This window comes from Saccharothrix espanaensis DSM 44229, from assembly GCF_000328705.1.
GTDB classification, from domain to species: Bacteria; Actinomycetota; Actinomycetes; order Mycobacteriales; family Pseudonocardiaceae; genus Actinosynnema; species Actinosynnema espanaense.
This window is the reverse complement of sequence record NC_019673.1, coordinates 8,369,312-8,393,206: the sequence shown is the minus strand read 5'-3', so window position 1 is coordinate 8,393,206 and position 23,895 is coordinate 8,369,312. Positions and strand designations below refer to the sequence as shown.

Genomic DNA, 23,895 nt, shown 5'->3' with positions numbered 1-23,895 from the left:
TCCGCACCCCTTCCTACCTGTGTCTGTGCACACACCTTCACGACTTGCCTACGATGGCGGGTGGTGTGGGTTCGCCATGGCCGTGGCGAACCGCTGGAAGGCGCCCGTGCGCGGGCGCGTCGCGATGAGGTAATGAGGTCGACCCGAGATGGTGCTGTCCCGACTGCTCCGCGCCGGCGAAGGCAAGATGCTCAAGCGCCTGCGCAACATCGCAGCGCACATCAACAACCTCGAAGACGATGTCGTCGACCTCTCCGACGCGGAGCTGCGCGGCAAAACGGAGGAGTTCAAGAAGCGCTACGCCGACGGCGAGACGCTGGACGAGCTGCTCCCCGAGGCGTTCGCGGTGGTCCGGGAGGGCGCGAAGCGCACCCTGGGGCAGCGCCACTTCGACGTGCAGCTGATGGGCGGGGCGGCGCTGCACCTCGGCCAGATCTCCGAGATGCGCACCGGTGAGGGCAAGACCCTGACCTCGGTGCTGCCGTCCTACCTCAACGCCCTCGCGGGCGAGGGCGTGCACGTCGTCACGACCAACGACTACCTGGCCAAGCGCGACGCGGAGTGGATGGGCCGCATCCACCGCTTCCTCGGCCTCTCCGTCGGCGTGATCCTCTCCGAGATGACGCCCGAGCAGCGCCGGGCCGCCTACCACTCGGACATCACCTACGGCACGAACAACGAGTTCGGCTTCGACTACCTGCGCGACAACATGGCGTGGAGCCAGGACGAGATGGTCCAGCGCGGCCACTACTTCGCCGTGGTGGACGAGGTCGACTCGATCCTGATCGACGAGGCCCGCACGCCGCTGATCATCTCCGGCCCGGCCGACCAGTCGTCCCGCTGGTACGTCGAGTTCGCCCGGCTGGCCACCCGCATGAAGCGGGACGTCCACTACGAGGTGGACGAGCGCAAGCGCACGATCGGCGTGTCCGAGCAGGGCGTCCAGTACGTCGAGGACCAGCTCGGCATCGAGAACCTCTACGACTCCACCAACACGCCGCTGGTCGGGTACTTCCAGAACTCGATCAAGGCCAAGGAGCTGTTCACCAAGGACAAGGACTACATCGTCCGCAACGGTGAAGTCATGATCGTCGACGAGTTCACCGGCCGCGTGCTGGCGGGCCGGCGCTACAACGAGGGCATGCACCAGGCCATCGAGGCCAAGGAGGGCGTGGAGATCAAGGCGGAGAACCAGACCCTCGCCACGATCACCCTGCAGAACTACTTCCGGCTCTACGCCAAGCTCGGCGGCATGACCGGTACCGCCGAGACCGAGGCGGCCGAGTTCCACCAGACCTACAAGCTCGGCGTCGTGCCGATCCCGACCAACCGGCCGATGCAGCGCCAGGACCAGCCCGACCTGGTCTACAAGACCGAGGAGGCGAAGTTCGAGGCGGTCGCCGAGGACATCCTCGAACGGCACGAGAAGGGCCAGCCGGTCCTGGTCGGCACGACCAGCGTCGAGCGCTCCGAGTACCTGTCGAAGCTGCTGGTGCAGAAGGGCGTGCCGCACGAGGTGCTCAACGCCAAGCACCACGACCGCGAGGCGCTGATCATCGCCAAGGCCGGCCGCAAGGGCGCGGTCACCGTCGCCACGAACATGGCCGGCCGCGGTACCGACATCGTGCTGGGCGGCAACCCGGACATCATCGCCGACCACGAGCTGCGCGAGCGCGGCCTCGACCCGGTGGCGAACCCGGAGGAGTACGAGACCGCCTGGTCGAAGCTGATCGAGGAGATCGGCAACGAGGTCAAGGCCGAGGCCGAAGAGGTCCGCGCGGCGGGCGGCCTGTACGTGCTGGGCACCGAGCGGCACGAGTCGCGGCGCATCGACAACCAGCTGCGCGGTCGGTCCGGCCGGCAGGGCGACCCGGGCGAGTCGCGGTTCTACCTGTCCCTCAAGGACGAGCTGATGCGCCGCTTCAACGCGGCCATGGTCGAGAACGTGATGACCCGCCTGCGGGTGCCCGACGACGTGCCGATCGAGCACAAGATGGTCACCCGGGCGATCCGGTCCGCCCAGACCCAGGTCGAGCAGCAGAACTTCGAGATCCGCAAGAACGTCCTCAAGTACGACGAGGTCATGAACGAGCAGCGCAAGGTGATCTACGCCGAGCGGCACCGCGTGCTGGCCGGTGAAGACCTGCGCGAGCAGGTCGAGCACATGATCACCGGCGTGGTCGGCGACTACGTGGACGGCGCGACCGCCGACGGGTACGCCGAGGACTGGGACCTCGACAAGCTGTGGACGGCGCTCAAGACGCTGTACCCGATCACCCTGGACCACAAGGCGCTGCTGGAGTCCGACGACGAGGACCTCACCAAGGAGTCCTTGAAGGCGAAGCTCCAGGAGGACGCGCTGGCCGCGTACGAGGCGCGCGAGGCCGACATCGACGGCCGGGTGGGTCCGGGCGCGATGCGCGAGCTGGAGCGCCGCGTGCTGCTGTCCGTGCTGGACCGCAAGTGGCGCGAGCACCTCTACGAGATGGACTACCTGAAGGAAGGCATCGGCCTGCGCGCCATGGCGCAGCGCGACCCGCTGATCGAGTACCAGCGGGAGGGCTTCGACATGTTCAACGGCATGCTCGAAGCGCTGCGCGAGGAGATCGTGGGCTTCCTGTTCAACCTCCAGGTCGAGGCGGCCGAGCCGGAGCCCGCTCCCGAGCCGCCGGTGCAGGTGTCCCTCGCGGCCGGTGCCGGCCCGCTGACCGGCAGCCGGGCCCGCGCCCGCGCCGCCGCCGCGGCCGCCGCGCAGGACTCGCCGCCGCAGGACGCGCCCGCCGGCCCCGCGCTGGCGCAGCTGTCCAGCGGTGACGCGATCCCGCCCGCGCTGCGCGGCAAGGGCCTGGACCAGCGGGGCGGCCAGCAGGGCCTGACCTACAGCGGTCCGTCCGAGAGCGGTGACGCCGAGACCAGCGGCGAGGCGCAGCAGGGTGGTACCGGCGGTCAGGGCGGCGGCACCCGCAAGGAACGCCGTGCGGCGGCCCGTGCGCAGGAGAAGGCGAACCGCAAGGGCCCGCGCCAGTAGGGCTGTTCGGTGCCGAATGCCGTCGGGCCTCCGGGTCCGGCGGCATTCGCACGTCTGCCGGCGGACGTGCGATCGAGGAACCGGTCAGGGCAGGACGTGGAACTCGGTGCAGCGCCACTGGTCGCCGGTCCACTCGATCCGCGCGGCCAGCGCGCGGACCCGGCCACCCCGGTTGACCAGCACGCCGCACAGCTCGACGGCCTGCGCCGCGGTCGGGCACAGCCGGGTCGCGCCCAGCCGCACGGTCCGCGGCACGGCCACCGCCCGTCCCACCCCGACCGCCGCCGGCGCGGCGAGCACCCGGGCCACCTGGCGGCGGGGCCGCCGCCCGGCCACGGCCTCGACCACCACCGCGAGCAGCCGGCGGGCCCGGCGGTGGGCGGTGGACGTGCGGGCGCGCAGCACGCGCACCGGGGATGACATGCTGAACAGAGCCGGCGCGGGTCGGCGGGGTACCGGGATCACCTGGTGGAGGTGGGTGTGCGCGGTCTGGTGCTGGACTTCGGCGGGGTGCTCACCGATCACGGTGACGCCGCCGGCGACGAGCCGCCGCTGGTCACGGCCGCCCGGCAGGCCCGCCGGCACGGCCTGCGGACCGCGATCCTGTCCAACGCGGACGGCCTGTGGGCCCCGCCCGAGCGGTGGCGCGACCTGTTCGACGCGGTGGTCACCTCCGGCGAGGCCGGCTGCGCCAAACCGGACCGGCGGATCTACCTGCTGGTCGCCGAGCGGCTGGGCCTGGACCCGGGCAGCTGCGTGTTCGTCGACGACCTCGCGGTGAACGTCCGGGGCGCGGCGGCGGTCGGCATGGTCGGTGTGCACCACCGGTCGGTGCACGCCACGCTGGAGGAGCTCGAAGTGCTGTTGGAGTTCCCCCTGCGGGGTTAGCCGGTGACCGTCCGCTGCGGTCCGACCACCCGTGCGGAGGGTTGTCCGTCCCCGCGCTGCGACCTGCCTTCGATCCGGTTGGAATGGAAGGACAGTTCCACAGCGTGGCCAACGGGGAGTTCTTTCGGTGTTCCGCCGCTTCGGGACGGCGCGGCGATACCTCGGGTGGTGGCGTACTGCGAAGCCGGTATCGGCCCGGGTGAGACCGGCAACGTCGCCCCGCACCGGGTTCGCGGCGCCGAGGCGGAGACACCGGGGGCGGATCGGGACGGCGCGCGCCGGGCAGCACGTGCCCGGACGACTGCGACGTCGGGTCGCCCGCAGTGAAGCGGCGCGGGTGTCGGAGTGGCCCTCCGGCGCCCGCGCCGCAGCTGGTCCGGTCAGCCGTGCCGGCGGACCACCTCGAAGCACAGCACCGCCGCCGCACTGGCCACGTTCAACGACTCGACGCCCGCCGCCATCGGGATGGACAGCCACCCGGTGACGTGCGGCCGCACGTCGTCGGAGATGCCGTCGGTCTCGCTGCCCAGCACGTACACCGCGCGTTCGGGCAGGTCGGCGCTGAAGATCGTCTCCCGCGCGCCCGCGTCCAGCGCGTACACCGGGTACCCGGCGGCGGTCAGCTCGGCCGCCGCCTCGCCCGCCGTGGCGCACTTCAGGACCGGAGCCCGGAACGCCACCCCGGCGGACGCCTTGACCACCAGCGGGTCGATCGAGGCGACGCCCCGGCGCGGCACGACGATCCCGTCCATGCCGGCGGCGGTCGCGGTGCGCAGGATCATGCCGACGTTCGCGGGCGTGGTGATGCCGTCGAGCAGCAGGATCCGCGCCGGGCGGTGCTCCAGCGCGTGCGCGAGCGGCAGCATCCGGGGCGCGACCACGTCGGCGAGCACGCCCTGGTCGTGCCGCCCGTTGCCGGCCAGCACCTTGACCCGCTGCGCGGTCGCCCGCTGCACCCGCACCCCGCGCCGGCTCGCCGCGTCGAGGATCTCCTTCGCCGCCGGCCCACGCGCCCCTTCGGCGAGCAGCACCTTGTCGACTTCCAGCCGGGCGTCGTCAAGGGCTTCCAACACCGGCTTGCGGCCGTACACGGTGACAAACCGATCCTTCGGCGAGATCTCCACTGTGTCATCTTGCCCCGACTCCGTCGGGGCGGCGTGACCGCCTGAAGTCGGCCCATCGCGCCGTCTTCCACCCCGATCGAAGAGCGTGATCGGGGTGGAAGGCGGCGCGACAGTCCGACGCGGCCACGCGTGTGTGGGGGTGGGGTGGGACGAGGGTGGGGGCGGGGGGTGCACCCGTTTGGGGCTTGTTTCCGAGCTGTCAATCATGATGATCGTCACATGACCCCGCGCAACGAGGCGCACCGTCTGCTGGCCAGCGGCCGGGAGGCGGACGTCTACCTGCGGTCGGACGGCCTGCTGCTCAAGCGCAGCCGGGCCGGGCGCGACCTGGAGCCCGAGGCGCTGTTGATGCGCTACCTGCACGCGCGCGGCATCCCGGTGCCCAGGGTGCACGACGTCGACGGCGGCGACCTGGTCATGGAGTACGTGCCGGGCCCGCGCATGTCGCAGGAACTCGACGCCAAGCCGTGGCGCGCCGGTCAGCTCGGCCGGGAACTGGCCGACCTGCACCGCTGCCTGGACTCGGTGGCCGCGCCCGACTTCCTGCCCGGCGAGGGCTGCCTGCTGCACCTCGACCTGCACCCCGGCAACGTCGTGCTCGGCCCGGCCGGGCCGGTGGTGGTCGACTGGGCGTCGGCGCAGCGCGGCGACCGCCGGGTGGACGTGGCGCTGAGCTGGCTGACGATCGCGGTGGCCCCGCTGCGGCCGTTCAAGCGGCTGGCCCGGTCCCGGCTGGTGCGCGGGTTCCTGTCCGGCGTGGACCGCGAGGCGCGCCGCGCCATGCCCGCCGCCGCGGAGATCCGGCTGGCCCGGCACTCCCGCGACCCGATCGAGGTCAGAGCCGTGCGCAAGCTCGTGGAGAGTTGCAGCGACTAGCCTGGCAGCCATGCCCGACCGCCTGTCCGCGCTGGACGCCTCGTTCCTGTACCTGGAGGACTCCACGACGCCGATGCACGTCGGCGGGGTCGCGGTGTTCCGCCGGCCGAAGGCGGGCTTCGACTACGACGGCCTGGTCGACCTGATCGACCAGCGGCTGGCCCTGGTGCCGCGCTACCGGCAGAAGGTCGTGCACGTGCCGGGCCGGCTCGCCCGGCCGGTCTGGGTGGACGACCCGGACTTCGACGTCACCTACCACGTGCGCCGGTCCGCGCTGCCCAGACCGGGCACCGACCAGCAGCTGCACGACCTGGTGGCCCGGCTGATGTCGCGCCCGCTGGACCACACCCGGCCGCTGTGGGAGATCTACCTGGTCGAGGGCCTGGCCCGGAACCGGTCCGCGGTGATCACCAAGACCCACCAGGCGATGGTGGACGGCATCGGCGCGCCGGAGATCGGCCAGGTCATCCTGGACGTGTCGGCCACGCCCCGGCGGCCGGTCGAGGCGCTGTGGATGCCCCAGCCCGAGCCCAGCGGCCTGCAACTGGTCGCCGACGCCGTGGCCGAGGTCGTGCAGCGGCCCGGCGAGCTGGTGGAGAACGTCCGCAGCGCGGCGATGGACACCGTGGCCACGGTCCGCAAGGTCGCCGGCGCGCTGGGCGGGCTCGCGTCGGCCGTGCGCACCGCCGCCACGCCCGCGCCCGGCAGCCCGCTGAACGTCCGGATCTCGCCGCAGCGCCGCTTCGCGGTGGCCCGCACGCGGCTCGACGAGTTCCGCGCCATCCGCCGCGCGCACGGCGGCACGGTGAACGACGGCGTGCTGGCCGTGCTGTCCGGCGCGCTGCGCAACTGGCTGCTCTCCCGGGGCGAGGTGGTCACCGGGCAGACCACCATGCGGGCGATGGCCCCGCTGTCGATCCGCGACGAGGACACGAACGGCAGCCAGGTCTCGGCCTACCTGGTCGACCTGCCGGTCGGCGAGCCCAACCCGGTGGTGCGGCTGCACCACGTCAGCCACGCCATGCGCGCCCACCAGGAGTCCGGCCAGCAGGTCGCGGCGCAGACCCTGGTGAAGTTTTCCGGGTTCGCGCCGCCGACCCTGCACGCCCTGGGCGCGCGGGCGGCCAGCTCGTTCTCCCGGCGGCTGTTCAACGTGGTGGTGACCAACGTGCCGGGCCCCCAGGTGCCGCTGTACGCGGTGGGGGCGAAGATGACCGAGATGTTCCCGGTCGTGCCCCTGGCCAAGAGCCAGGCGCTGTCGATCGGCGTCACCTCGTACGACGGTGGTGTGTACTTCGGCCTCAACGCCGACCGGGACGCGATGTCCGACGTGGACGTCCTGGCGGCGATGGTCGAGGAGTCCGTGGAGGAACTGATGGGAACGGTGTCTCAATGAGGGTGTACCTCCCGGCGACCGTCGCGATGCTGCGCGACCTGGTGGAGCGCGGCGAGTTCGCGCCGGTGGGCGGCACGGGCTTCGCGCTGACCCCGGCGCTGCGCGAGTCCTACGCGACCGGCGACACCGAGGAGCTGGAGTACTCGGCGATGCTGGACGCGGCGCGCGCGTCGCTGCGGCTGCTGTCCAACGAGGACAAGCCGGTGCCGCGCCGGGCGGTCGTCTCGGTCGACGTGGAGGACGTGAAGCTCCGCCCGGACCTGGACTTCTCGGTGGTCAAGATCGCCGGCCCCATCCCGTTCAAGCAGATCGCGGCGATCCACCTGGACACCTCGGACGCCGAGGACGCGGTCGCGGAAGCCGTCGAGGTGGTGGACGCGGCGGACCTGGGCGACTCGGACGCCGAGTTCGCCCTGGGCGAGGCCGAGGACCACGAACTCGCCTGGTACGCGGCCCAGGAACTCCCGTTCGTCCTGGAACTCATGTAACGAGTTCACATTCCCGGCGCGGGCTCCCAGAGCTCGATGCGGTTGCCCTCCGGGTCGACCACCCAGCCGAAGCGGCCGAACTCCGAGTCCTCGGTCTGCGGCAGCACCTCGACGCCCCGCTCGCGCAGCCTGCCCAGCAGCGCGTGCAGGTCGTCGACGCGCAGGTTCAGCATCGCCCGCTGACCCGGCTCGCCGAAGTACTCGGTGTCGTTCGCGAACAGCGCGAACGTCGTCGTCTCCTCCCGCACCCAGTGGAAGGTCACCGCGCCGTGCTCGCTCATCGGCACGCCGAGGTTCGCCCGATACCACTCCGCCAACCGCACCGGGTTGCGGGCACGCAGGAACACCCCGCCGATGCCGGTCACTTTCGCCACGGCTGCGCACCGTACTACCGCGTGCCACGATGACCACATGGACGCGGTCACCTCGGTACCCGATCCGGCGAACGAACCGGTTCGGGGGTACGCACCCGGCAGTCCCGAACGCGAGTCCCTGCAACGCCGCGTCGCCGAACTCGAGGGCGAGCGGCACGAGCTGACCCAGACGATCGACGGCGTGCGGCGGATGGCCGGCGGCGACCCCGTCGACGTCGTCCAGCCCCACGACCACCGGCACGTCCTGGGCGTCACCGGCAACGCCACGCACGAGGACGTCGCCGACGCCGTGCGGGCCGCCCGCCGGGCCGCGCCGGGCTGGCGGGAGCTGCCCTTCGACGCCCGCGCCGCGATCCTGCTCAAGGCCGCCGACCTGCTGGCCGGGCCGTGGCGGGACACGCTCAACGCGGCCACGGTCCTCGGCCAGTCCAAGTCCGCCCAGCAGGCCGAGATCGACGCCGCGTGCGAGCTGATCGACTTCCTCCGGTTCAACGTGCACTTCGCCCGCCGGCTGCTCGCCGAGCAGCCCGAGTCGAGCCCCGGCGTGTGGAACCGGTTCGACCACCGCGCGCTGGACGGGTTCGTCGTCGCGATCACCCCGTTCAACTTCACCGCGATCGCCGGCAACCTGCCGCTGGCGCCCGCGCTGATGGGCAACACGGTCGTCTGGAAGCCGTCGGTGACCCAGCAGCTCGCCGCGCACCACACGATGCTGCTGCTGGAGGAGGCCGGCCTGCCGCCGGGCGTGATCAACCTGGTCACCGGCGACGGGCGCGCGGTGTCCGCGGTGGCGATGACCGACCCGCACTTCGCCGGGCTGCACTTCACCGGGTCCACGAACACGTTCAAAGCGCTGTGGCGCACCATGTCCGACAACCTGGACACGTACCGCTCGTACCCCCGGATCGTCGGCGAGACCGGCGGCAAGGACTTCGTGGTCGCGCACCCGTCGGCCGACCCGGCGGCGCTGGTGACCGGGCTGGTGCGCGGCGCGTTCGAGTACCAGGGCCAGAAGTGCTCGGCGGCGTCGCGCGCCTACGTCGCCCGTTCGGTGTGGACCGGGATCCGGGACGAGCTCGCGGACGTCACGAACTCCTTGACCTACGGCGATGTCAGGGACTTCGCGAACTTCGGCGGCGCGGTGATCGACGCCCGCGCGTTCGCCAAGCACAAGGCGGCGCTGGAGGCGGCGCACGCGGAGTCGGGCATCGAGGTGCTGGCCGGCGGCACGTGCGACGACGAGGTCGGGTACTTCGTGCGGCCCACCGTGCTGGTCGGGACCGATCCGACGAACGAGGTCTTCACCACCGAGTACTTCGGGCCGATCCTGTCCGTCCACGTCTACGAGGACGACCGGTTCGACGACGTGCTGGAGCTGGTCGACCAGTCCTCGCCCTACGCGCTGACCGGCGCGGTGTTCGCCACCGACCGCGCGGCGGTCGAGCGGGCCGGGCGGGCGCTGCGGTTCGCGGCGGGCAACTTCTACGTCAACGACAAGCCGACCGGCGCCGTGGTGGGGCAGCAGCCGTTCGGCGGCGCGCGGGCGTCGGGCACCAACGACAAGGCGGGCTCGATCTTCAACCTGCAACGCTGGATCAGCCCGCGGTCGATCAAGGAGACGTTCGTGCCGCCCACCGATCACCGGTACCCGCACATGGGCGCGGCCACGCCGGAGTAGGTTCCGTGGCAGGACATCCCGCCACGGAACAGGACTCCCGATGGACCCCGTCACGCTGATCGCCGGAGCGGTCATCGCCATGGCCGCCTTCGGCCTGGGCAACCTGACCGGCCGCCGGCGCACGCCGACCGGCCCGCCGCGCGCGATCTGCGAGGGCTGCGAGCACGGCCTGTCGTTCCACGACGAGCACGGCAAGTGCCACGGCACCACCAAGGCCAGGGCCAAGTACGTCGGCGAGCACACCACGCCGTGCACGTGCGTGCAGTACGTCGGCGAGATCCCCGCCGAACGCATCCTCGCGAGCTTCACCCCGCCCCGGCCGCTCGACAAGCCGTGAGCGCCAGGAGCCGGTCGAGGCTCGGATCACGGCCCGCACCGTTCCGGGACGTCGCGCCATCCTGACCCGGTGCGGAACAGAGCGCAACGCGCCACCCCCGTGTTCCACCCCGGCACGCCAGCGGCCCGCACCAAGATCCGAGCCCCGAACAGCTCCTAGTCGTACTCCTCGAACTTGCCGCGCGACTCCAGCAGCCGGCGCAGCGAGGCGAGCCGGCCCGGTGACGCCTCGCCGGTGCCGACCAGCTCGTCCAGCATGCAGTCCGGGTCCTCGGGTGCGCCCAGGTGGCCGCAGCCGGACGGGCACTCCTCGGCCATCGCCCTCATGCCCGGGAACGCGCCGACGATGTCGTCCGGCGTGATGTGCGCCAGCCCGAACGACCGGATGCCCGGCGTGTCGACGGCCCAGCCGCCCTCGGGCAGCGGCAGCGCCACCGCCTGGGTCGAGGTGTGCCGGCCCTTGCCGACGCCGCTGACCACGCCCACCGCCCGGTTCGCGTCCGGCACCAGCCGGTTGACCAGGGTCGACTTGCCGACCCCGGAGTGGCCGATCAGCGCGGACAGCCGGTGCACCAGGCGTTGGCGCAGCTCGTCGGGGTCCTGGTCGGAGCGGGTCACCACCACCGGCAGGTCCAGCTCCGCGTAGGCGGCGAGCAGCTCGTCCGGCGAGGCCAGGTCGGACTTCGTCAAGCACAGCAGCGGTTCCAGCCCGCCCGCGTACGCGGCCACCAGGCACCGGTCGATGAACCCCCGGCGCGGCTGGGGGTCGGCCAGCGCCGACACGATCACCAGCTGCTCGGCGTTGGCCACCACCACCCGCTCGAACGGGTCGGTGTCGTCGGCCGTGCGCCGCAGCACCGACCGGCGGTCGTTGACCCGCACGATGCGCGCCAACGTGTCCGGCTGCCCGGACGTGTCCCCGACCAGCCCGATCCGGTCGCCCACCACGACCGGGGTGCGGCCCATCTCGCGGGCCCGCATCGCGATCACGAGGCGGTTCGGGTCGTCGTCCACGGCGCACGTCCACCGCCCCCGGTCCACCCCGACCACCATCGCGGTCACCGCGTCGGCGTGCTCGGGTCGGCGCTTGCTGCGCGGCCGGGTGCCCTTGCCGGGGCGCACCCGCACGTCGGACTCGTCCAGGCGGTGCCAGTCGCGGGCCACGGTCAGCGGGTCCCGTGCGCGGTGGTCCCGAGCATCGTCGCCCACATGCCGGGGAAGTCGGGGATCGTCTTGGTGGTGGACGCGATGTCGTCCACCCCGACGCCGGGCACCACCAGCCCGACGATCGCACCGGCGGTGGCCATCCGGTGGTCGGCGTAGGCCCGCCACGTGCCGCCGTGCAGCGGGCGCGGGGTGATGACCAGGCCGTCCTCGGTCTCCTCGGCGGCGCCGCCGAGCCGGTTGACCTCGGCGGCCAGGGCGGCGATGCGGTCGGTCTCGTGGCCCCGGATGTGCGCGACGCCGCGGATCCGGGTGCGGCCCTCGGCCAGCGCGGCGAGCGCGACGACGGTCGGGGTCAGCTCGCTCTCGTCGCGCAGGTCGAGGTCGACACCGGTCAGCCGGCCCGGACCGCGCACGGTCAGCCCCCGCTCGTCGAGGGTGACCTCGCAGCCGAACCGGCCGAAGATCCCGCGGACCGCGCCGCCGGGCTGGGTGGTGGTCGCCGGCCAGCCGGGGATGGTCACCTCGCCGCCGGTCACCGCGGCGGCGGCCAGGAACGGCGTCGCGTTCGACAGGTCCGGCTCGACGTGCCACTCCCGGGCCGCGACCGGGCCCGGCTCGACGCGCCACGCGTTCGGCTCCGCGTCGTCCACGACCACGCCCGCCTCGCGCAGCATGGACACCGTCATCTCGATGTGCGGCAGGGACGGCACGGGCTTGCCGTCGTGCAGCACGGTCACGCCGCTCTCGTACCGGGCCGCCGAGAGCAGCAGGCCGGAGACGAACTGGGACGACGCCGACGCGTCGATGGTGACCTCGCCGCCGGGCAGCCCGCCCTTGCCGTGCAGGGTGAACGGCAGCGCCTCGCCGTCGACGTCCGCGCCCAGCGCGCGCAGCGCGTTCAGGATCGTGCCCATCGGGCGGACCCGCGCGTGCTCGTCGCCGTCGAACACGATCTCGCCCACCGCGAGCGCCGCGGCCGGCGGCAGGAACCGCATCACGGTGCCCGCCAGCCCGCAGTCCACCGCCGCCGGACCGCGCAGCGCGCGCGGCGTGACCAGCCACGACCCGTCCGGCCCGTCCTCGATCCCGGCGCCCAGCGCGACCAGCGCGGCGGCCATCAGCGCGGTGTCCCGGCTGCGCAGCGGGGCGTGCAGCGCGGACGGCCCGTCGGCCAGCGCGGACAGGACCAGGGCGCGGTTGGTGATCGACTTGGAGCCCGGCACGGGTACCGTCGCGTGCACGGGGCCGTGGGCGGTGGGAGCGGACCACTGCGAAGTCATGTCCTGATGATTCCGCATGGGGTGGTCGGCGGCTCGCACCGGTGGTTCCGACGTGCGACGATGGCCAATCGGAGGTGATCGGTTTTGTGCGGCAGGTACGCCTCCACCAAGAACCCGGCGCTGCTGGCGGCGGAGTTCGACGCGGTGGACGGCACCGAGGGCGACGCGCCCGGCCCGGACTTCAACGTGGCACCGACCAAGTCGGTGCTCGCGGTCGTGGAGCGCCACCCCAGGGACGAGGAAGGCAACGCCGACCCGGACGTGGTCGAGCGCAGCGTGCGGGTGATGCGCTGGGGCCTGGTCCCGCACTGGGCCAAGGACCTCTCCGGCGCGGCCAAGATGATCAACGCCCGGTCGGAGAGCGTGCTGGACAAGCCCGCCTACAAGACCTCGGCGGCCAAGCGGCGGTGCATCATCCCGGCCGCCGGCTGGTACGAGTGGCAGCCCGGCGAGGCGCGCAAGCAGCCCTACTTCATCAACCCCGGCGACGACTCCAGCCTCGCGCTGGCCGGGATCTGGTCGGTCTGGTGGCAGCAGGACGGCGACGAGCGCAAGCCGATCATCACCTGCGCGGTGCTGACCGCGGACGCCATCGGCGAGATGACCCAGGTGCACCACCGGATGCCGCTGGTGCTGCCGCGCGACCGCTGGGCGGCGTGGCTGGACCCGGACAGCACCGACCCGAGCGGGCTGCTGGTGCCGGACCTCGACCTGGTCAACAGCCTCGAACTGCGCCCGGTGTCCACCAAGGTCAACAGCATCAAGAACAACGACCCGTCGCTGATGGACGCGGTGAGCCTGACCGAGGACGAGAAGCCCGAGCCCACCCTGTTCGAGCTGTCATGACCAGCACCACCGTCGACACGCCGCACGGCCCCGCCCGCGCCGAGCTGCACTGCGCCCCCGAGGGCCGCGCCGCGCTGCTGCTCGGGCACGGGGCCGGCGGCGGGATCTCCGCGCCGGACCTGGTGGCGGCGACCCACGCGGCGGTGGAGGCGGGCGTGCACGTGGCGCTGGTGGAGCAGCCCTACCGGGTGGCCGGGCGGCGCGCCCCGGCCCCGGCCGGGCAGCTGGACACCGCGTGGCTGGCGGTGGCCGAGGACCTGGGCGCGCGGTGGTTCGACGAGATGCCGCTGCTGTTCGGCGGCCGGTCGTCCGGGGCGCGGGTGGCCTGCCGGACGGCGGCGGAGGGCCAGGCGGTGGCGGTCCTGTGCCTGGCGTTCCCGGTCCACCCGCCCGGGAAGCCGGACAAGACCCGGCTGCCGGAGCTGGACGCGGTGGACGTGGCCACGCTCGTGGTGCAGGGCGAGAACGACCCGTTCGGGCAGCCGGCGGCGGCGCACCACCGCGAGGTCGTGCTGCTGCCCGGCGACCACAACCTCAAGGCCGACCTGGAGGGGTTGCAGCGGGCGGTCGGGGAGTGGCTGGACCGCATCCTGCGCCCGCTGGACTGATTTCGGACTGATCCGGGATCGATTGTGGTCACCGCATTCCAGGACCGGCGCGGTGCACTGTGTTGAGCGCGAATCGGTATTCCGGGTGTCCGGGAACTTCAGGTAGTCGGACTTTGCCTGATTCGCGGCGGTTGCGGAATTGTGCGGCGGCCGTGCGGGGGCTGCGGCATCCGGGTGGCGATTAACGCGAACCCGATCGGCTGTATCCGGCGCACAATACATCTGTCTAGGGTCGACGTATCCGCAGGGGTGGCGGGGATGACGGGGTACGGCCGGCGAATGGCCGTCCCGGAGTCACCGGAAAATACGGGAAGGGGGCGTGTCGGATTTTACGGACCCGTCGCCCTGGGGCGCGTGGAATCAATTGCGCAATCCACTCCTGGAGGGAACGGGAAAGATGTGGGGACGATTGAGGTCGATCTTCGCGGTGCTGGTCCTGGTGACGGCGGCTCTGACCACGTCAGGCGGTGTCGGCGTGGCGACGCCGCAGGTGTCCGCAGCCGCGCGGCCAGCCCCCCTGCCGGTCGAGGACTGGCGGTCGCAAATGCACCACAAGTGCCTGGAGGTGCTGAGCTTCGACCCGGCCAACGGCGCGCACGCCGGTATGTGGGACTGCTGGGGTGGTGCGAACCAGAAGTGGTACTGGGGCAACGACGGTGAGATCCGTTCAAGATTCCACAACAAGTGCCTGGAGGTACTGGGCTTGGACCCGGCCAATGGTGCGCGCGTCGGTTTGTGGGATTGCTGGGGCGGCGCGAACCAGAAGTGGTACGTCGCCAACAACGGCGAGATCCGCTCCAAGATGCACCACAAGTGCCTGGAGGTGCTGAGCTTCGACCCGGCCAATGGCGCGCGCGTCGGTATGTGGGATTGCTGGGGCGGCTCGAACCAGAAATGGTATCCCGCCTAACCGGTGCCCGGTAGGTCGTTCCCGGCGCCGGCGGGCGGTGGCGGGTCCGTCGACCGCGCTGTGACCGTGGTGCCCGGTGCGCCCCTCGGGCGGCCGGGCGCCCGTCGACTACGCCGAGATCTCGGCCACAACGGCCCGGGTGAGCGCGACCAGGTCGGCCGGGGCGATCTCGACCTCCAGGCCGCGGCGGCCCGCCGAGCAGTAGATGGTGTCGAAGCCCTCGGCCGAGGCGTCGAGCACCAGCGGCAGGTGCTTCTTCTGGCCCAGCGGCGAGATCCCGCCCGCGACGTACCCCGTCGCGCGCTCGGCCGCCGCCACCTCGGCCATCTTCGCCTTCTTCCCGCCCACGGCCGCTGCCAGCGCTTTCAGGTCGAGCTGGCCGGTGACCGGGACCACGCCGACGGCCAGCTTGCCGTCCACCTCGGCCACCAGGGTCTTGAACACCCGTTCGGGTGAAATGCCCAGTGCTTCGGCCGCTTCGAGCCCGTACGACTCGTGCCGCGGGTCGTGCTCGTACGCGTGCAGCGCGTGCGCCACCTTCTGCTTGTCCAGCAACGCCGTGGCAGGCGTTCCACGTCCAGCCATGATCGCGGACCCTAGCCGGGGAATGTCCGGGTTGTCGCACGCGTTGTCGGGTGACGTGGCAACCGAGGTGATGGAACAGCAGGTCAGCAGGCCCGGTGCGGCCCGTCCGCCGCGTGGTTCGGCGCACTGCCGGCCCGGCGACCGGCGCGTATCCTCGAACGCGACCCAGATGGCTTCAGCCACCGCGCCCACCGGCCGGTGGGAAGGGAGCGCGGTGCCAGCCACGCGAACGCAGGACATGCCGACTGACGAGACAACGGCCGAGCGCGCCGCCCGCTTCGAGCGCGACGCGATGCCGATGCTCGACCAGTTGTACTCGGCTGCCCTGCGGATGACCCGCAACCCGGCCGACGCGGAGGACCTGGTCCAGGAGACGTACCTGAAGGCGTACGCCGCCTTCGCGTCGTTCTCCGCCGGCACCAACCTCAAGGCCTGGCTCTACCGCATCCTCACCAACACCTACATCAACGGGTACCGGAAGAAGCAGCGCCAGCCGTTGCAGCAGCCGACCGAGGAGATCACCGACTGGCAGTTGGCCCAGGCGGAGAGCCACACGTCGACGGGGCTGCGCTCGGCCGAGATGGACGCCATGGACCGGCTGCCCGACTCGGACGTGAAACAAGCCCTCCAGCGGCTGCCCGAGGAGTTCCGCATCGCGGTCTACCTCGCCGACGTGGAGGGCTTCGCCTACAAGGAGATCGCAGACATCATGGGCACCCCCATCGGCACCGTGATGTCCCGGTTGCACCGGGGCCGCAGGCAGTTGCGCGAGCAGTTGGCCGACGTCGCGCGCGAGCGCGGCTTCCTGCGCGGCCAGGAGCAGGGCCGGTCGGAGGTGGCGGGCCGATGAGCTGCGGCGAGCACCACGAGACCGACTGCTCGGAAGTGCTGTCCGAGGTGTGGCTGTTCCTCGACCACGAATGCGACGAACGGCGCAAAGAACTGCTCCAGACGCATTTGCAGGAGTGCCACCCGTGCCTGGAGGAATACGGCATCGAGGAGCACCTCAAGGCGCTGCTGGCGAAGAAGTGCGGCGGCGAACTCGCCCCGGAGGAGTTGAAGCAGCGCCTCCGGGCCCGGATCCGGCAGGTCACCGTCGAGGTCGAGGTGCGCACCACCGCCGAGTGAACTCCGCTCGTCGAAAACCCCGGGACGCGGCGTTCCGGGGTTTTTCGCTTCCGGAACCGGAAAGTCTCCGGAATGGGAAAAGGGCCGCGGCGGAGCTGGTCGCTCCACCACGGCCCTCGACCGCACCTGCGTCGACTCAGGCGTTGGGGCGCTTCCCGTGGTTCGCGCCACCCTTCTTGCGGTCGCGGCGCTTGCGGGCACGCTTCGACATGGGGTTCTCCTAGTGCTCAGATTGCTTCACCCCAGTGTGTCACGCGCGCGCCTGCGGGCGGCGCGGGGTCCGGACCGTGGTTGGATGGACGGCGAGCAGAGGAGCGGCATGGTCGAGGAGATCCGGGCGCGGGTCGGGCACGAGGGCTTCCTCGCCGCGGTGGTGGGGTAGCCCTGTCCACGCTCACCGACCTGCTGGCCGAGCACACCAAGCTCTCCGGCGCGGCCGTCGACCACCTCCAGCTCGTGGTCGCGGAGTGGCAGCTGCTCTCCGACCTGAGCTTCGCCGACTTCCTGATGTGGGTGCCGCTGGACGACACCACCTTCCTCTGCGTGGCGCAGGCCCGTCCGACGACGGCACCCACCGCGCACCCCGAGGACGTGGTCGGCAGCACCGTGCGGGTGGACGAGCACCCGCAGCTGCGCCGGGCGATGGCCGAGTCGCGGATCTGCCGCGAGGAGGACCCGCGCTGGCACCTGGGCGTGCCGGTGCGGCGGGAGGCCATCCCGGTCCGCCGGCACGACACCGTGATCGCGGTGCTCAGCCGCAACACGAACCTGGCCGTGCCGAGGGTGCCGAGCCCGCTGGAGATCTCCTACCTGGGCGGCGCGGCGGACCTGTGCCAGATGATCTCCGACGGCACGTTCCCGACCACCGAGCCGTCGCCGGACGTGCACACCAGCCCCCGCGTCGGGGACGGCCTGATCAGGCTGGACTCCTCCGGCGCGGTGGTGTTCGCCAGCCCCAACGCGCTGAGCGCCTACCACCGGATGGGGCACGCGTCCGACCTCGTCGGCGTGCACCTGGCCCCGCTGACCCGCTCGCTGATCGGCGACCCGTTCGACGCCACCGAGGTCGCCCAGCGGATCCGGTCCGCGCTGGACGGGCAGCCGAGCATGCGGATCGAGGCGGAGTCGCGGCGCGGGGCCGCCGTGCTGTTCCGGGCGCTGCCGCTGCGGCCGCGCGGCAGTGCCGCCGGCGCCCTGGTGCTGTGCCGCGACGTCACCGAGGTGCGCCGCCGGGACCGCGCGCTGATGTCGAAGGACGCGACGATCCGCGAGATCCACCACCGGGTCAAGAACAACCTCCAGACCGTCGCCGCGCTGCTGCGGTTGCAGAGCCGGCGGACGAGTTCGGAGGAGGCGCGCGAGGCGCTGGCCGAATCGGTGCGCCGGGTGACGTCCATCGCGCTGGTGCACGAGACGCTGTCGATGTCGGTGGACGAGCGGGTCGACCTGGACGACGTGGTCGACAAGGTCATCCCGATGATGTCGGACGTGGCGGCCACCGACTCGAAGGTCGTGGTGCGCCGGGAGGGCCCGTTCGGCATCGTGCCCGCGGAGCTGGCGACGCCGTTGGTGATGGTGCTGACCGAGCTGGTGCAGAACGCGTTCGAGCACGCGTACGCCCCTGGCCAGCACGGGGAGGTCGTGGTGCAGGCCGAGCGGTCGGCGAAGTGGCTCGACGTGGTGATCTCCGACGACGGCCGCGGCCTGCCGCCCGGGTTCTCCCTGGAGCGCACCGACCGGCTCGGGCTGCAGATCGTCCGGACGCTGGTGGAGTCCGAACTGCGGGGCAGCCTGAGCTTGCGGCGCAGGCCCCGAGGCGGTACAGAGGCGGTCCTGCGCGTGCCCCTCAGAGCCCGGCGTTAAACTAAGCCCCGTGCACACGTGACGACCTACCTCAGCGAAGTCACGTGGTCATGCGGGAGGGTGTGCAACAAGACGAAAGGCCCGACACCTGGCACGGTGTCGGGCCTTTCGTGTGCGTGTTGCGCGGCGACGCTCAGGCGTTGCTGCGAGCCCGGGTGCGGGCGTTGCGACGCTTGAGGGCGCGGCGCTCGTCTTCGCTCATCCCGCCCCACACACCGGCGTCCTGGCCGCTCTCCAACGCCCACGCGAGGCAGTCGGAGACGACGGGGCAACGGCGGCAGACGGTCTTCGCCTCGGCGATCTGAAGCAGCGCGGGACCGCTGTTCCCAACGGGGAAGAACAGCTCGGGGTCCTCGTCGCGGCAGATCGCGCGGTGGCGCCAGTCCATTGGAACTACTCCTCAGCTTAGGCGCGCGCAAAGGCACGCCGGTCGTCAGCGGTCGGTTTTGGGGTGCTTGTGAATGCTTTCACGAACGGCCAGGAAGTCAAGGGGTTAGCACTAACCCGGTGAGTGAACTCACCCGAAAGATCGACTGGGTTCGTCCTGGCTTTCACTCAGCGGTGTCTTGGCAGGCCAGGACATCGCGGATGGGTAGCGCGCGGGTCACACCACGGTCACGTGCCACCCGGTCGTGGACGGCCGCGGTCACACCGCGACGGTGAGCGCCTGCCGCACCGAGGTGAACTCCACCTCGGTGCACGAACCGAGCAGGTCACCGTCCACCTGGAGGTTGACCGGCTCCGGGCTGGTCACCCGGATGAACTCGACGTCGTCGCGGCGCAGCAGGTTCCCGCCCTTGGGGTTCCCGTCCGTCGCCAAAAGATGCGTCACGTACCGGGTGATCGTCGGCAGACCCATGGCGCGCAGGGCGAACAGGCCCAGGTCGCCGTCGAACGACGTGCTCGGGTTGAGCCGGATCGCCTTGTCCTTCAAGTAGGTCCACGGATCGGTGTTGGAGACGAAGGCCAGCCGCACGTCCTCGAACGGCTCCTCGTCCGGGATGCGCACGGTCAGCTTCGACGGGTGCCGGCGCTGGTCGACGTAGCTGGCGAACGCGGTACGCACGTAGAGGGCGGGTGAGGCGTCGCGGCCTTTCGCGCGCTGCGCCTCGACACCGGCGACCACGTCGGCGTCCCAGCCCACGCCCGCGTTGAAGGTGAACCAGCGGTCGTGCGAGTGGCCCGCGCCCGCCGACGAGACGTGGCCGAGCCCCACCTTGCGGCTCGTGCCGTGCTCGATCGCCTGTAGCAGGCGGTAAGTGGCCTCGACCGGGTCGCGCGGCAGCCCCAGCGCGCCGGCGAAGACGTTGGCCGAACCGCCGGGCACCACGCCCAGCATCGGCACTCCCGGCCGGACCCCCGCGCGCAGCATGCCGTTGACGACCTCGTTGACCGTGCCGTCGCCGCCGTGCGCGACGACGAGGTCGTACGAGTCCAGCACGGCCTGCGCGGCGGCGTCCGACGCGTGCCCGCGGTAGTCCGTCTCGACGATGTCGAGCTTCACGTCGCTGGCCAGCGCGTGCGCCAGCACGTCCCGGCCGGCCGCCGTCGTCGCCGTCGCCTGCGGGTTGACCACCAGAAGTGCTCGCACTACTAGAGAGTAGGACAGCCCGTGACCCGGGACAGATCGCACGTCACCCGGTAGGAGGGTTCAGCACCCACTAAAGTGGTCCACATCTCCTTTCCCGCGTGCCGCTGCGGTGGTTCCCGCGACAAGTGCACCCCGGCCCGACCGCCGGCTTGCCAAGGAACCCTGTGATCTTCTCCCCTGCGGCGGCGGAACGGGACTCGCCAACCGGGTGGCCTACGATGCGTGACGAGTACGCACCGTGAGGAAAGGCCCAGCGTGACGCAGTCGAAGCAGCTCCCGCGCGAGCTCCGCGCCGCCGGCGTCCTGACCGCCCTCGAAGGGCTGGTCGGCCTCGGTTTCGCGGTCCTGCTGGTGCTCCACGCGGTCGACGCCGACCAGCGGTTGGTGAACGTGCTCGGGGAAGCCGCGTACTTCGCGGTGCTGTACGGCGGTGTGCTGGCCGCCGGGATCGCCCTGGTGCTCGGGAAGCACTGGGCGCGCACGCCGTCGATCGTCGTGCAGCTCGTCCTGCTGGGTGTCGCCTGGTACGCGTACGGCCCATCCGGGCAGCAGCTCTACGGTGCGCTGGTCGGCGTGTACGCGGTCGTCGTGATCGTCCTGCTGTTCACCAACCCGGTGCGGCGGTGGGCCTTGGGCGTGGACGAAACTGACGAGTAGCGCCATTCGGACGCAGACCATCGGCTGGCTGATCGCCGACTAACGGCGGGTGTTACCCGTTACTTCCATGAGCAACGCTGCGAGTGGTGTTTTTCACCACTCCCTGCGTTCGTTGAGGTGACGAGTACATGCGATTGAACCGCGCCCTGACCGCGGTGGCCGGAGCCGCCACCGCGTTGTTGTCCGCCCTGGCGCTGACCACCCTGGCCCCCGCAGCCGCGCAGGCCCAGGACGTCCAGCCGTACATCATCGGGGGCGGCAACGCCTCCAACGCCCCGTGGGCGGCCCGACTCTTCCGCAACGGCCAGCAGAACTGCTCGGCCACCATCATCGCCGCGCGCTGGATCCTGACCGCGCAGCACTGCGTCGCCGGCTCCGGCACCTACACCTTCCGCGTCGGCAGCCTCGACCAGACCACCGGCGGCACCCTGGTGACCGCGACCAGGATCATCCAGCACCCGTCGGCCGACCTCGCCCTGGCGCAGATCGACCGCTCGGTGACCGCGACCTACGCGCCGCTGGGCACCACCAGCGCGGTCGCCAACGGGCAGACCGTGCAGCTCTTCGGCTGGGGCGCGACCTGCACCAACCAGCCCGAGATCAACTGCCAGTCCCGCTACCTCAAGGTCGCCAACACCCGGGTGACCAACGTCAACGGGCGTGACTACCGGGGCGGCATCGCCATCTCGGTGACCCGGATCAACGGCATCGCGGCCGGCGGTGACTCGGGCGGCCCGATGTTCGCCACCAGCCCGGTCGACGGCCGGTACTACCAGGTCGGCGTGGCCTCCACGAGCGACCGCTCGACCACGTCGAACTACACCGCCGTCACGCGCTACCGCGACTGGATCCGCTCCTACGCCGGCGTCTGACCGGTACCGGGTTTCCCGGCCGAGGGGGCTGACCGTCCCCTGCACCGCCCCCTCGGCCGGGCACCACCGGGTTTGGATTTCGCCGCTCCACCAGTCACAATCACCCTGCGTGTTCACGTTTGGCGGATGGACACGAACGGAGTAGCCGGATACCGTCTGGCAGGCGTTCGCGCCGCTCCGGGAGCCAGGCAGGGTGAGGTGCGCAGTGCAGAACCCCCCGAGGTGGGTGTCGTCGAGCGGTGACGCCGAGCGCCCCAACGTGGCCCGGCTGTACGACTACTACCTCGGCGGCGCGCACAACTTCGCGGTCGACCGCGAGTTCGCCGAGCAGTCCCTCAAGATCGTGCCCGCCGCCGCCATCGCCCAGCACACCCGCGCGTTCCTGCGCCGGGCCGTCCGGCGGTGCGTGGCCGACGGCGTCCGCCAGTTCCTCGACCTCGGCTCCGGCATCCCGACCGCCGGCAACGTGCACGAGGTCGCCCAGCAGGCCGACCCGGCGTGCCGCGTGGTGTACGTGGACAACGAGCCCGCGACCGTCGCCCACGGGCGGACGATGCTGCGCGAGAGCCCCAGCGTGGCCGTGGCGGAAGCCGACCTGCGCGACCCGGACGCGGTCCTGGGCTCGCCCGAGGTGCGCGACCTGCTCGACCTGGGCCGGCCGGTGGCCGTGCTGATGGTGGGGATCCTGCCGTACCTGACCGACGACGACCGGCCCGCCGAGGTGGTGGCCCGCTACCGGGCCGCGATGGCGCCCGGCAGCCACCTGGTCGTCAGCCACCTGACCGCCGACGTGCAGCCGGACATGGTGGACAAGCTGGTCGGCGTGGCGGCCGAGACGCTGACCCCGATCGTGGCCCGGTCCCGGGCCGAGGTCGAGCCGCTGCTCGCGGGCTTCGACCTGCTGGAGCCGGGCCTGGTGCTGGCCGCCAAGTGGCACGGCGAGGGCGAGGCGGCGACCGGCGCGGAGACCGTCAGCTACGGCGCGGTGGGCGTCAAGCGCTGACCGCCGGACGTCCCCCGGTCCGGGGGGAGCCCGGCGGACACGCTCGGTGAGGACGTCCCCGGACGGCGCACGAACGGGGGGAGCTTCGCCGATCCGCGCGCCGTCCGGGATCAGCCGTCGACCCCGCCGAGCGCGGCCAGGGCCTCGCCGGAGAGCCGGAACACCGTCCACTCGTCCATCGGGACCGCGCCCAGCGACCGGTAGAAGCCGATCGCGGGCTCGTTCCAGTCCAGCACCGACCACTCGAACCGCGCGTAGCCCCGGGCCACGCACTCCTGCGCCAGGGCCCGCAGCAGCGCCTTGCCCAAGCCGCCGCCGCGCTGGTCCGGTCGGACGTAGAGGTCCTCCAGGTAGAGGCCGTGCACGCCGCGCCAGGTGGAGAAGTTCAGGAACCACAACGCCATCCCGACCACCTGGCCGTCCACTTCGGCCACGTGGCCGAACAGCGCCGGCGCGTCCCGGAACAGCGCCTCGTGCAGCTGGTCGGCGGTCAGCAGGCACTCGTCGCGGGCCCGCTCGTACTCGGCGAGCTCCTCGACCAGCCCCACGATCGCCGGCACGTCCCCCGGCCGGACCCGGCGGATGCGGGGATCAGTCAACGTCGACCTCCCAGGCGGGCACGTTGAGCCGGCGCACCTGCGGGTCGCCCCGCTCGTCGCCGAGCACGGTCAGCCCGGCCGGGTCGAGTCCGAAGTGGACGCCCTCGCCGGGCGGCAGGCCCAGCCAGGTGGCGATCAGCACCCGGCTGAAGTGCCCGTGCCCCACCAGCACCACGTCCCCGCCGGCCAGCGCCTGCCGGGCGCGGGCGACCACGGCCTCGGCGCGCACCCGCACCTCGTCGTGGCTCTCGCCGTTCGGGACGGGGTGGGTCCAGACGGTCCAGCCGGGCACGGTCTCCCGGATCTGAGGCGTGGTGAGGCCCTCGTAGTCGCCGTAGTCCCACTCGGCGAGCTCCTCGGTCCGCTCGGCCTCCAACCCGGCCGACTCGGCCGTCCGCCAGGCCCGTTCCCGAGGACTGCTCAACACCAGGGCAGCCGGCCGGTCCGTCCCCCGCAACCGGGCCAGCACCGCCCCCGCCCGCCGAGCCTGCTGAACCCCTTCACCGGTCAGGGGAATGTCGGAACGCCCGGTATGCCGCCCGCTCTCGGACCACTCGGTCTGGCCGTGGCGGAGCAGGTAAACGTGAGAGGACACGGG

General features: G+C 71.9%; 27 protein-coding genes. 16 read left to right on the top strand and 11 right to left on the bottom strand.

All coding sequences use genetic code 11. The annotated features are described in order from the left end of the window. The first annotated feature begins 148 nt into the window (after positions 1–148). The gene (gene secA / locus BN6_RS36705) at positions 149–3,028 is read left to right on the top strand and encodes a preprotein translocase subunit SecA (RefSeq protein WP_015104931.1); all 2,880 of its coding nucleotides are present in this window, start codon (positions 149–151) and stop codon (positions 3,026–3,028) included. Positions 3,029–3,112: 84 nt separating this feature from the next. On the opposite strand, the gene BN6_RS36700 is transcribed toward secA, so the two are convergent. Then, on the bottom strand, positions 3,113–3,451 hold the full coding sequence (locus BN6_RS36700) for an Rv3235 family protein (RefSeq protein WP_015104930.1): 339 nt from the start codon (positions 3,449–3,451) through the stop codon (positions 3,113–3,115). Positions 3,452–3,508: 57 nt separating this feature from the next. Between BN6_RS36700 and BN6_RS36695 the strand changes: the two genes are divergently transcribed. Beyond that, on the top strand, positions 3,509–3,916 hold the full coding sequence (locus BN6_RS36695; RefSeq protein WP_173430504.1) for an HAD-IA family hydrolase: 408 nt from the start codon (positions 3,509–3,511) through the stop codon (positions 3,914–3,916). 380 nt (positions 3,917–4,296) lie between these two features. Here the strand turns inward: BN6_RS36695 and BN6_RS36690 are convergent, their stop codons facing one another. Then, positions 4,297–5,040: a TrmH family RNA methyltransferase gene (locus tag BN6_RS36690; RefSeq protein ID WP_015104928.1), complete on the bottom strand. Its 744-nt coding sequence runs from the start codon at positions 5,038–5,040 to the stop codon at positions 4,297–4,299. Between the two features lie 219 nt (positions 5,041–5,259). Between BN6_RS36690 and BN6_RS36685 the strand changes: the two genes are divergently transcribed. Genes BN6_RS36685 through BN6_RS36675 form a run of 3 tightly spaced genes read left to right on the top strand, consistent with a single transcriptional unit; the run spans position 5,260 to position 7,800 of the window. Beyond that, entirely contained in the window at positions 5,260–5,916 is a 657-nt protein-coding gene (locus BN6_RS36685; protein WP_015104927.1) for a phosphotransferase, read from the top strand. A 10-nt stretch (positions 5,917–5,926) separates the two neighbouring features. Continuing rightward, positions 5,927–7,312: a WS/DGAT/MGAT family O-acyltransferase gene (locus BN6_RS36680; protein ID WP_015104926.1), complete on the top strand. Its 1,386-nt coding sequence runs from the start codon at positions 5,927–5,929 to the stop codon at positions 7,310–7,312. Beyond that, on the top strand, positions 7,309–7,800 hold the full coding sequence (locus BN6_RS36675; RefSeq protein ID WP_015104925.1) for a DUF6912 family protein: 492 nt from the start codon (positions 7,309–7,311) through the stop codon (positions 7,798–7,800). The genes BN6_RS36680 and BN6_RS36675 overlap by 4 nt, the downstream gene beginning before the upstream one ends. A gap of 5 nt (positions 7,801–7,805) precedes the next feature. Here BN6_RS36675 and BN6_RS36670 read toward each other — a convergent pair whose 3' ends face one another. Continuing rightward, positions 7,806–8,174 (bottom strand): VOC family protein, encoded by a 369-nt coding sequence (locus BN6_RS36670; RefSeq protein WP_041315401.1) that lies wholly within the window; start codon positions 8,172–8,174, stop codon positions 7,806–7,808. A gap of 37 nt (positions 8,175–8,211) precedes the next feature. Here BN6_RS36670 and pruA point away from each other — a divergent pair, with 37 nt between their 5' ends. Both pruA and BN6_RS36660 read left to right on the top strand, forming a co-directional pair. Next, positions 8,212–9,852, top strand: a complete 1,641-nt coding sequence (gene pruA, locus BN6_RS36665) for an L-glutamate gamma-semialdehyde dehydrogenase (RefSeq protein WP_041315398.1) — start codon at positions 8,212–8,214, stop codon at positions 9,850–9,852. 40 nt (positions 9,853–9,892) lie between these two features. Next, the gene (locus BN6_RS36660; RefSeq protein ID WP_015104922.1) at positions 9,893–10,189 is read left to right on the top strand and encodes a hypothetical protein; all 297 of its coding nucleotides are present in this window, start codon (positions 9,893–9,895) and stop codon (positions 10,187–10,189) included. Positions 10,190–10,344: 155 nt separating this feature from the next. On the opposite strand, the gene rsgA is transcribed toward BN6_RS36660, so the two are convergent. Beyond that, entirely contained in the window at positions 10,345–11,352 is a 1,008-nt protein-coding gene (gene rsgA, locus BN6_RS36655) for a ribosome small subunit-dependent GTPase A (protein WP_041319303.1), read from the bottom strand. A gap of 2 nt (positions 11,353–11,354) precedes the next feature. Then, the gene (gene aroA / locus BN6_RS36650; RefSeq protein ID WP_015104920.1) at positions 11,355–12,635 is read right to left on the bottom strand and encodes a 3-phosphoshikimate 1-carboxyvinyltransferase; all 1,281 of its coding nucleotides are present in this window, start codon (positions 12,633–12,635) and stop codon (positions 11,355–11,357) included. Between the two features lie 84 nt (positions 12,636–12,719). Here aroA and BN6_RS36645 point away from each other — a divergent pair, with 84 nt between their 5' ends. From BN6_RS36645 to BN6_RS36635, 3 genes are all read left to right on the top strand, one after another. Next, the gene (locus BN6_RS36645) at positions 12,720–13,481 is read left to right on the top strand and encodes an SOS response-associated peptidase (RefSeq protein WP_015104919.1); all 762 of its coding nucleotides are present in this window, start codon (positions 12,720–12,722) and stop codon (positions 13,479–13,481) included. Next, positions 13,478–14,089, top strand: a complete 612-nt coding sequence (locus tag BN6_RS36640; RefSeq protein ID WP_015104918.1) for an alpha/beta hydrolase family protein — start codon at positions 13,478–13,480, stop codon at positions 14,087–14,089. The genes BN6_RS36645 and BN6_RS36640 overlap by 4 nt, the downstream gene beginning before the upstream one ends. 427 nt (positions 14,090–14,516) lie before the next feature. Continuing rightward, the gene (locus tag BN6_RS36635) at positions 14,517–14,999 is read left to right on the top strand and encodes an RICIN domain-containing protein (RefSeq protein WP_158509480.1); all 483 of its coding nucleotides are present in this window, start codon (positions 14,517–14,519) and stop codon (positions 14,997–14,999) included. 108 nt (positions 15,000–15,107) lie between these two features. Here the strand turns inward: BN6_RS36635 and ybaK are convergent, their stop codons facing one another. Then, positions 15,108–15,584, bottom strand: a complete 477-nt coding sequence (gene ybaK, locus BN6_RS36630) for a Cys-tRNA(Pro) deacylase (protein ID WP_015104916.1) — start codon at positions 15,582–15,584, stop codon at positions 15,108–15,110. Between the two features lie 238 nt (positions 15,585–15,822). Between ybaK and BN6_RS36625 the strand changes: the two genes are divergently transcribed. Then, positions 15,823–16,434, top strand: a complete 612-nt coding sequence (locus tag BN6_RS36625; RefSeq protein WP_085983558.1) for a sigma-70 family RNA polymerase sigma factor — start codon at positions 15,823–15,825, stop codon at positions 16,432–16,434. Next, the gene (gene rsrA, locus BN6_RS36620; RefSeq protein WP_015104914.1) at positions 16,431–16,712 is read left to right on the top strand and encodes a mycothiol system anti-sigma-R factor; all 282 of its coding nucleotides are present in this window, start codon (positions 16,431–16,433) and stop codon (positions 16,710–16,712) included. The genes BN6_RS36625 and rsrA overlap by 4 nt, the downstream gene beginning before the upstream one ends. A gap of 136 nt (positions 16,713–16,848) precedes the next feature. On the opposite strand, the gene BN6_RS50340 is transcribed toward rsrA, so the two are convergent. Further along, the gene (locus BN6_RS50340) at positions 16,849–16,923 is read right to left on the bottom strand and encodes a 50S ribosomal protein bL37 (RefSeq protein WP_096498094.1); all 75 of its coding nucleotides are present in this window, start codon (positions 16,921–16,923) and stop codon (positions 16,849–16,851) included. A gap of 173 nt (positions 16,924–17,096) precedes the next feature. Here BN6_RS50340 and BN6_RS36615 point away from each other — a divergent pair, with 173 nt between their 5' ends. Beyond that, complete coding sequence (locus tag BN6_RS36615; RefSeq protein WP_041319296.1) at positions 17,097–18,575, top strand: PAS domain-containing sensor histidine kinase; 1,479 nt, start codon at positions 17,097–17,099, stop codon at positions 18,573–18,575. A gap of 133 nt (positions 18,576–18,708) precedes the next feature. On the opposite strand, the gene BN6_RS36610 is transcribed toward BN6_RS36615, so the two are convergent. Both BN6_RS36610 and BN6_RS36605 read right to left on the bottom strand, forming a co-directional pair. Continuing rightward, positions 18,709–18,963: a WhiB family transcriptional regulator gene (locus tag BN6_RS36610; RefSeq protein WP_015104912.1), complete on the bottom strand. Its 255-nt coding sequence runs from the start codon at positions 18,961–18,963 to the stop codon at positions 18,709–18,711. Between the two features lie 258 nt (positions 18,964–19,221). Next, positions 19,222–20,166, bottom strand: a complete 945-nt coding sequence (locus BN6_RS36605) for a diacylglycerol/lipid kinase family protein (protein WP_041315393.1) — start codon at positions 20,164–20,166, stop codon at positions 19,222–19,224. A 255-nt stretch (positions 20,167–20,421) separates the two neighbouring features. Here BN6_RS36605 and BN6_RS36600 point away from each other — a divergent pair, with 255 nt between their 5' ends. From BN6_RS36600 to BN6_RS36590, 3 genes are all read left to right on the top strand, one after another. Then, the gene (locus BN6_RS36600) at positions 20,422–20,823 is read left to right on the top strand and encodes a hypothetical protein (protein WP_148303154.1); all 402 of its coding nucleotides are present in this window, start codon (positions 20,422–20,424) and stop codon (positions 20,821–20,823) included. Between the two features lie 128 nt (positions 20,824–20,951). After that, positions 20,952–21,695 carry a S1 family peptidase gene (locus tag BN6_RS36595; RefSeq protein WP_015104909.1) on the top strand — a complete coding sequence of 248 codons (744 nt, stop codon included), beginning with the start codon at positions 20,952–20,954 and terminating at the stop codon, positions 21,693–21,695. 205 nt (positions 21,696–21,900) lie between these two features. Beyond that, on the top strand, positions 21,901–22,698 hold the full coding sequence (locus BN6_RS36590) for an SAM-dependent methyltransferase (RefSeq protein ID WP_041315390.1): 798 nt from the start codon (positions 21,901–21,903) through the stop codon (positions 22,696–22,698). A gap of 110 nt (positions 22,699–22,808) precedes the next feature. Here BN6_RS36590 and BN6_RS36585 read toward each other — a convergent pair whose 3' ends face one another. Together BN6_RS36585 and BN6_RS36580 are read right to left on the bottom strand one after the other, a co-directional pair. Then, positions 22,809–23,297, bottom strand: coding sequence for a GNAT family N-acetyltransferase (locus tag BN6_RS36585; protein WP_015104907.1), 489 nt, complete (start codon positions 23,295–23,297; stop codon positions 22,809–22,811). Next, positions 23,290–23,892 (bottom strand): histidine phosphatase family protein, encoded by a 603-nt coding sequence (locus BN6_RS36580; RefSeq protein ID WP_015104906.1) that lies wholly within the window; start codon positions 23,890–23,892, stop codon positions 23,290–23,292. Before BN6_RS36580 ends, BN6_RS36585 begins: the two co-directional genes overlap by 8 nt. Between the last annotated feature and the right edge of the window lie 3 nt (positions 23,893–23,895).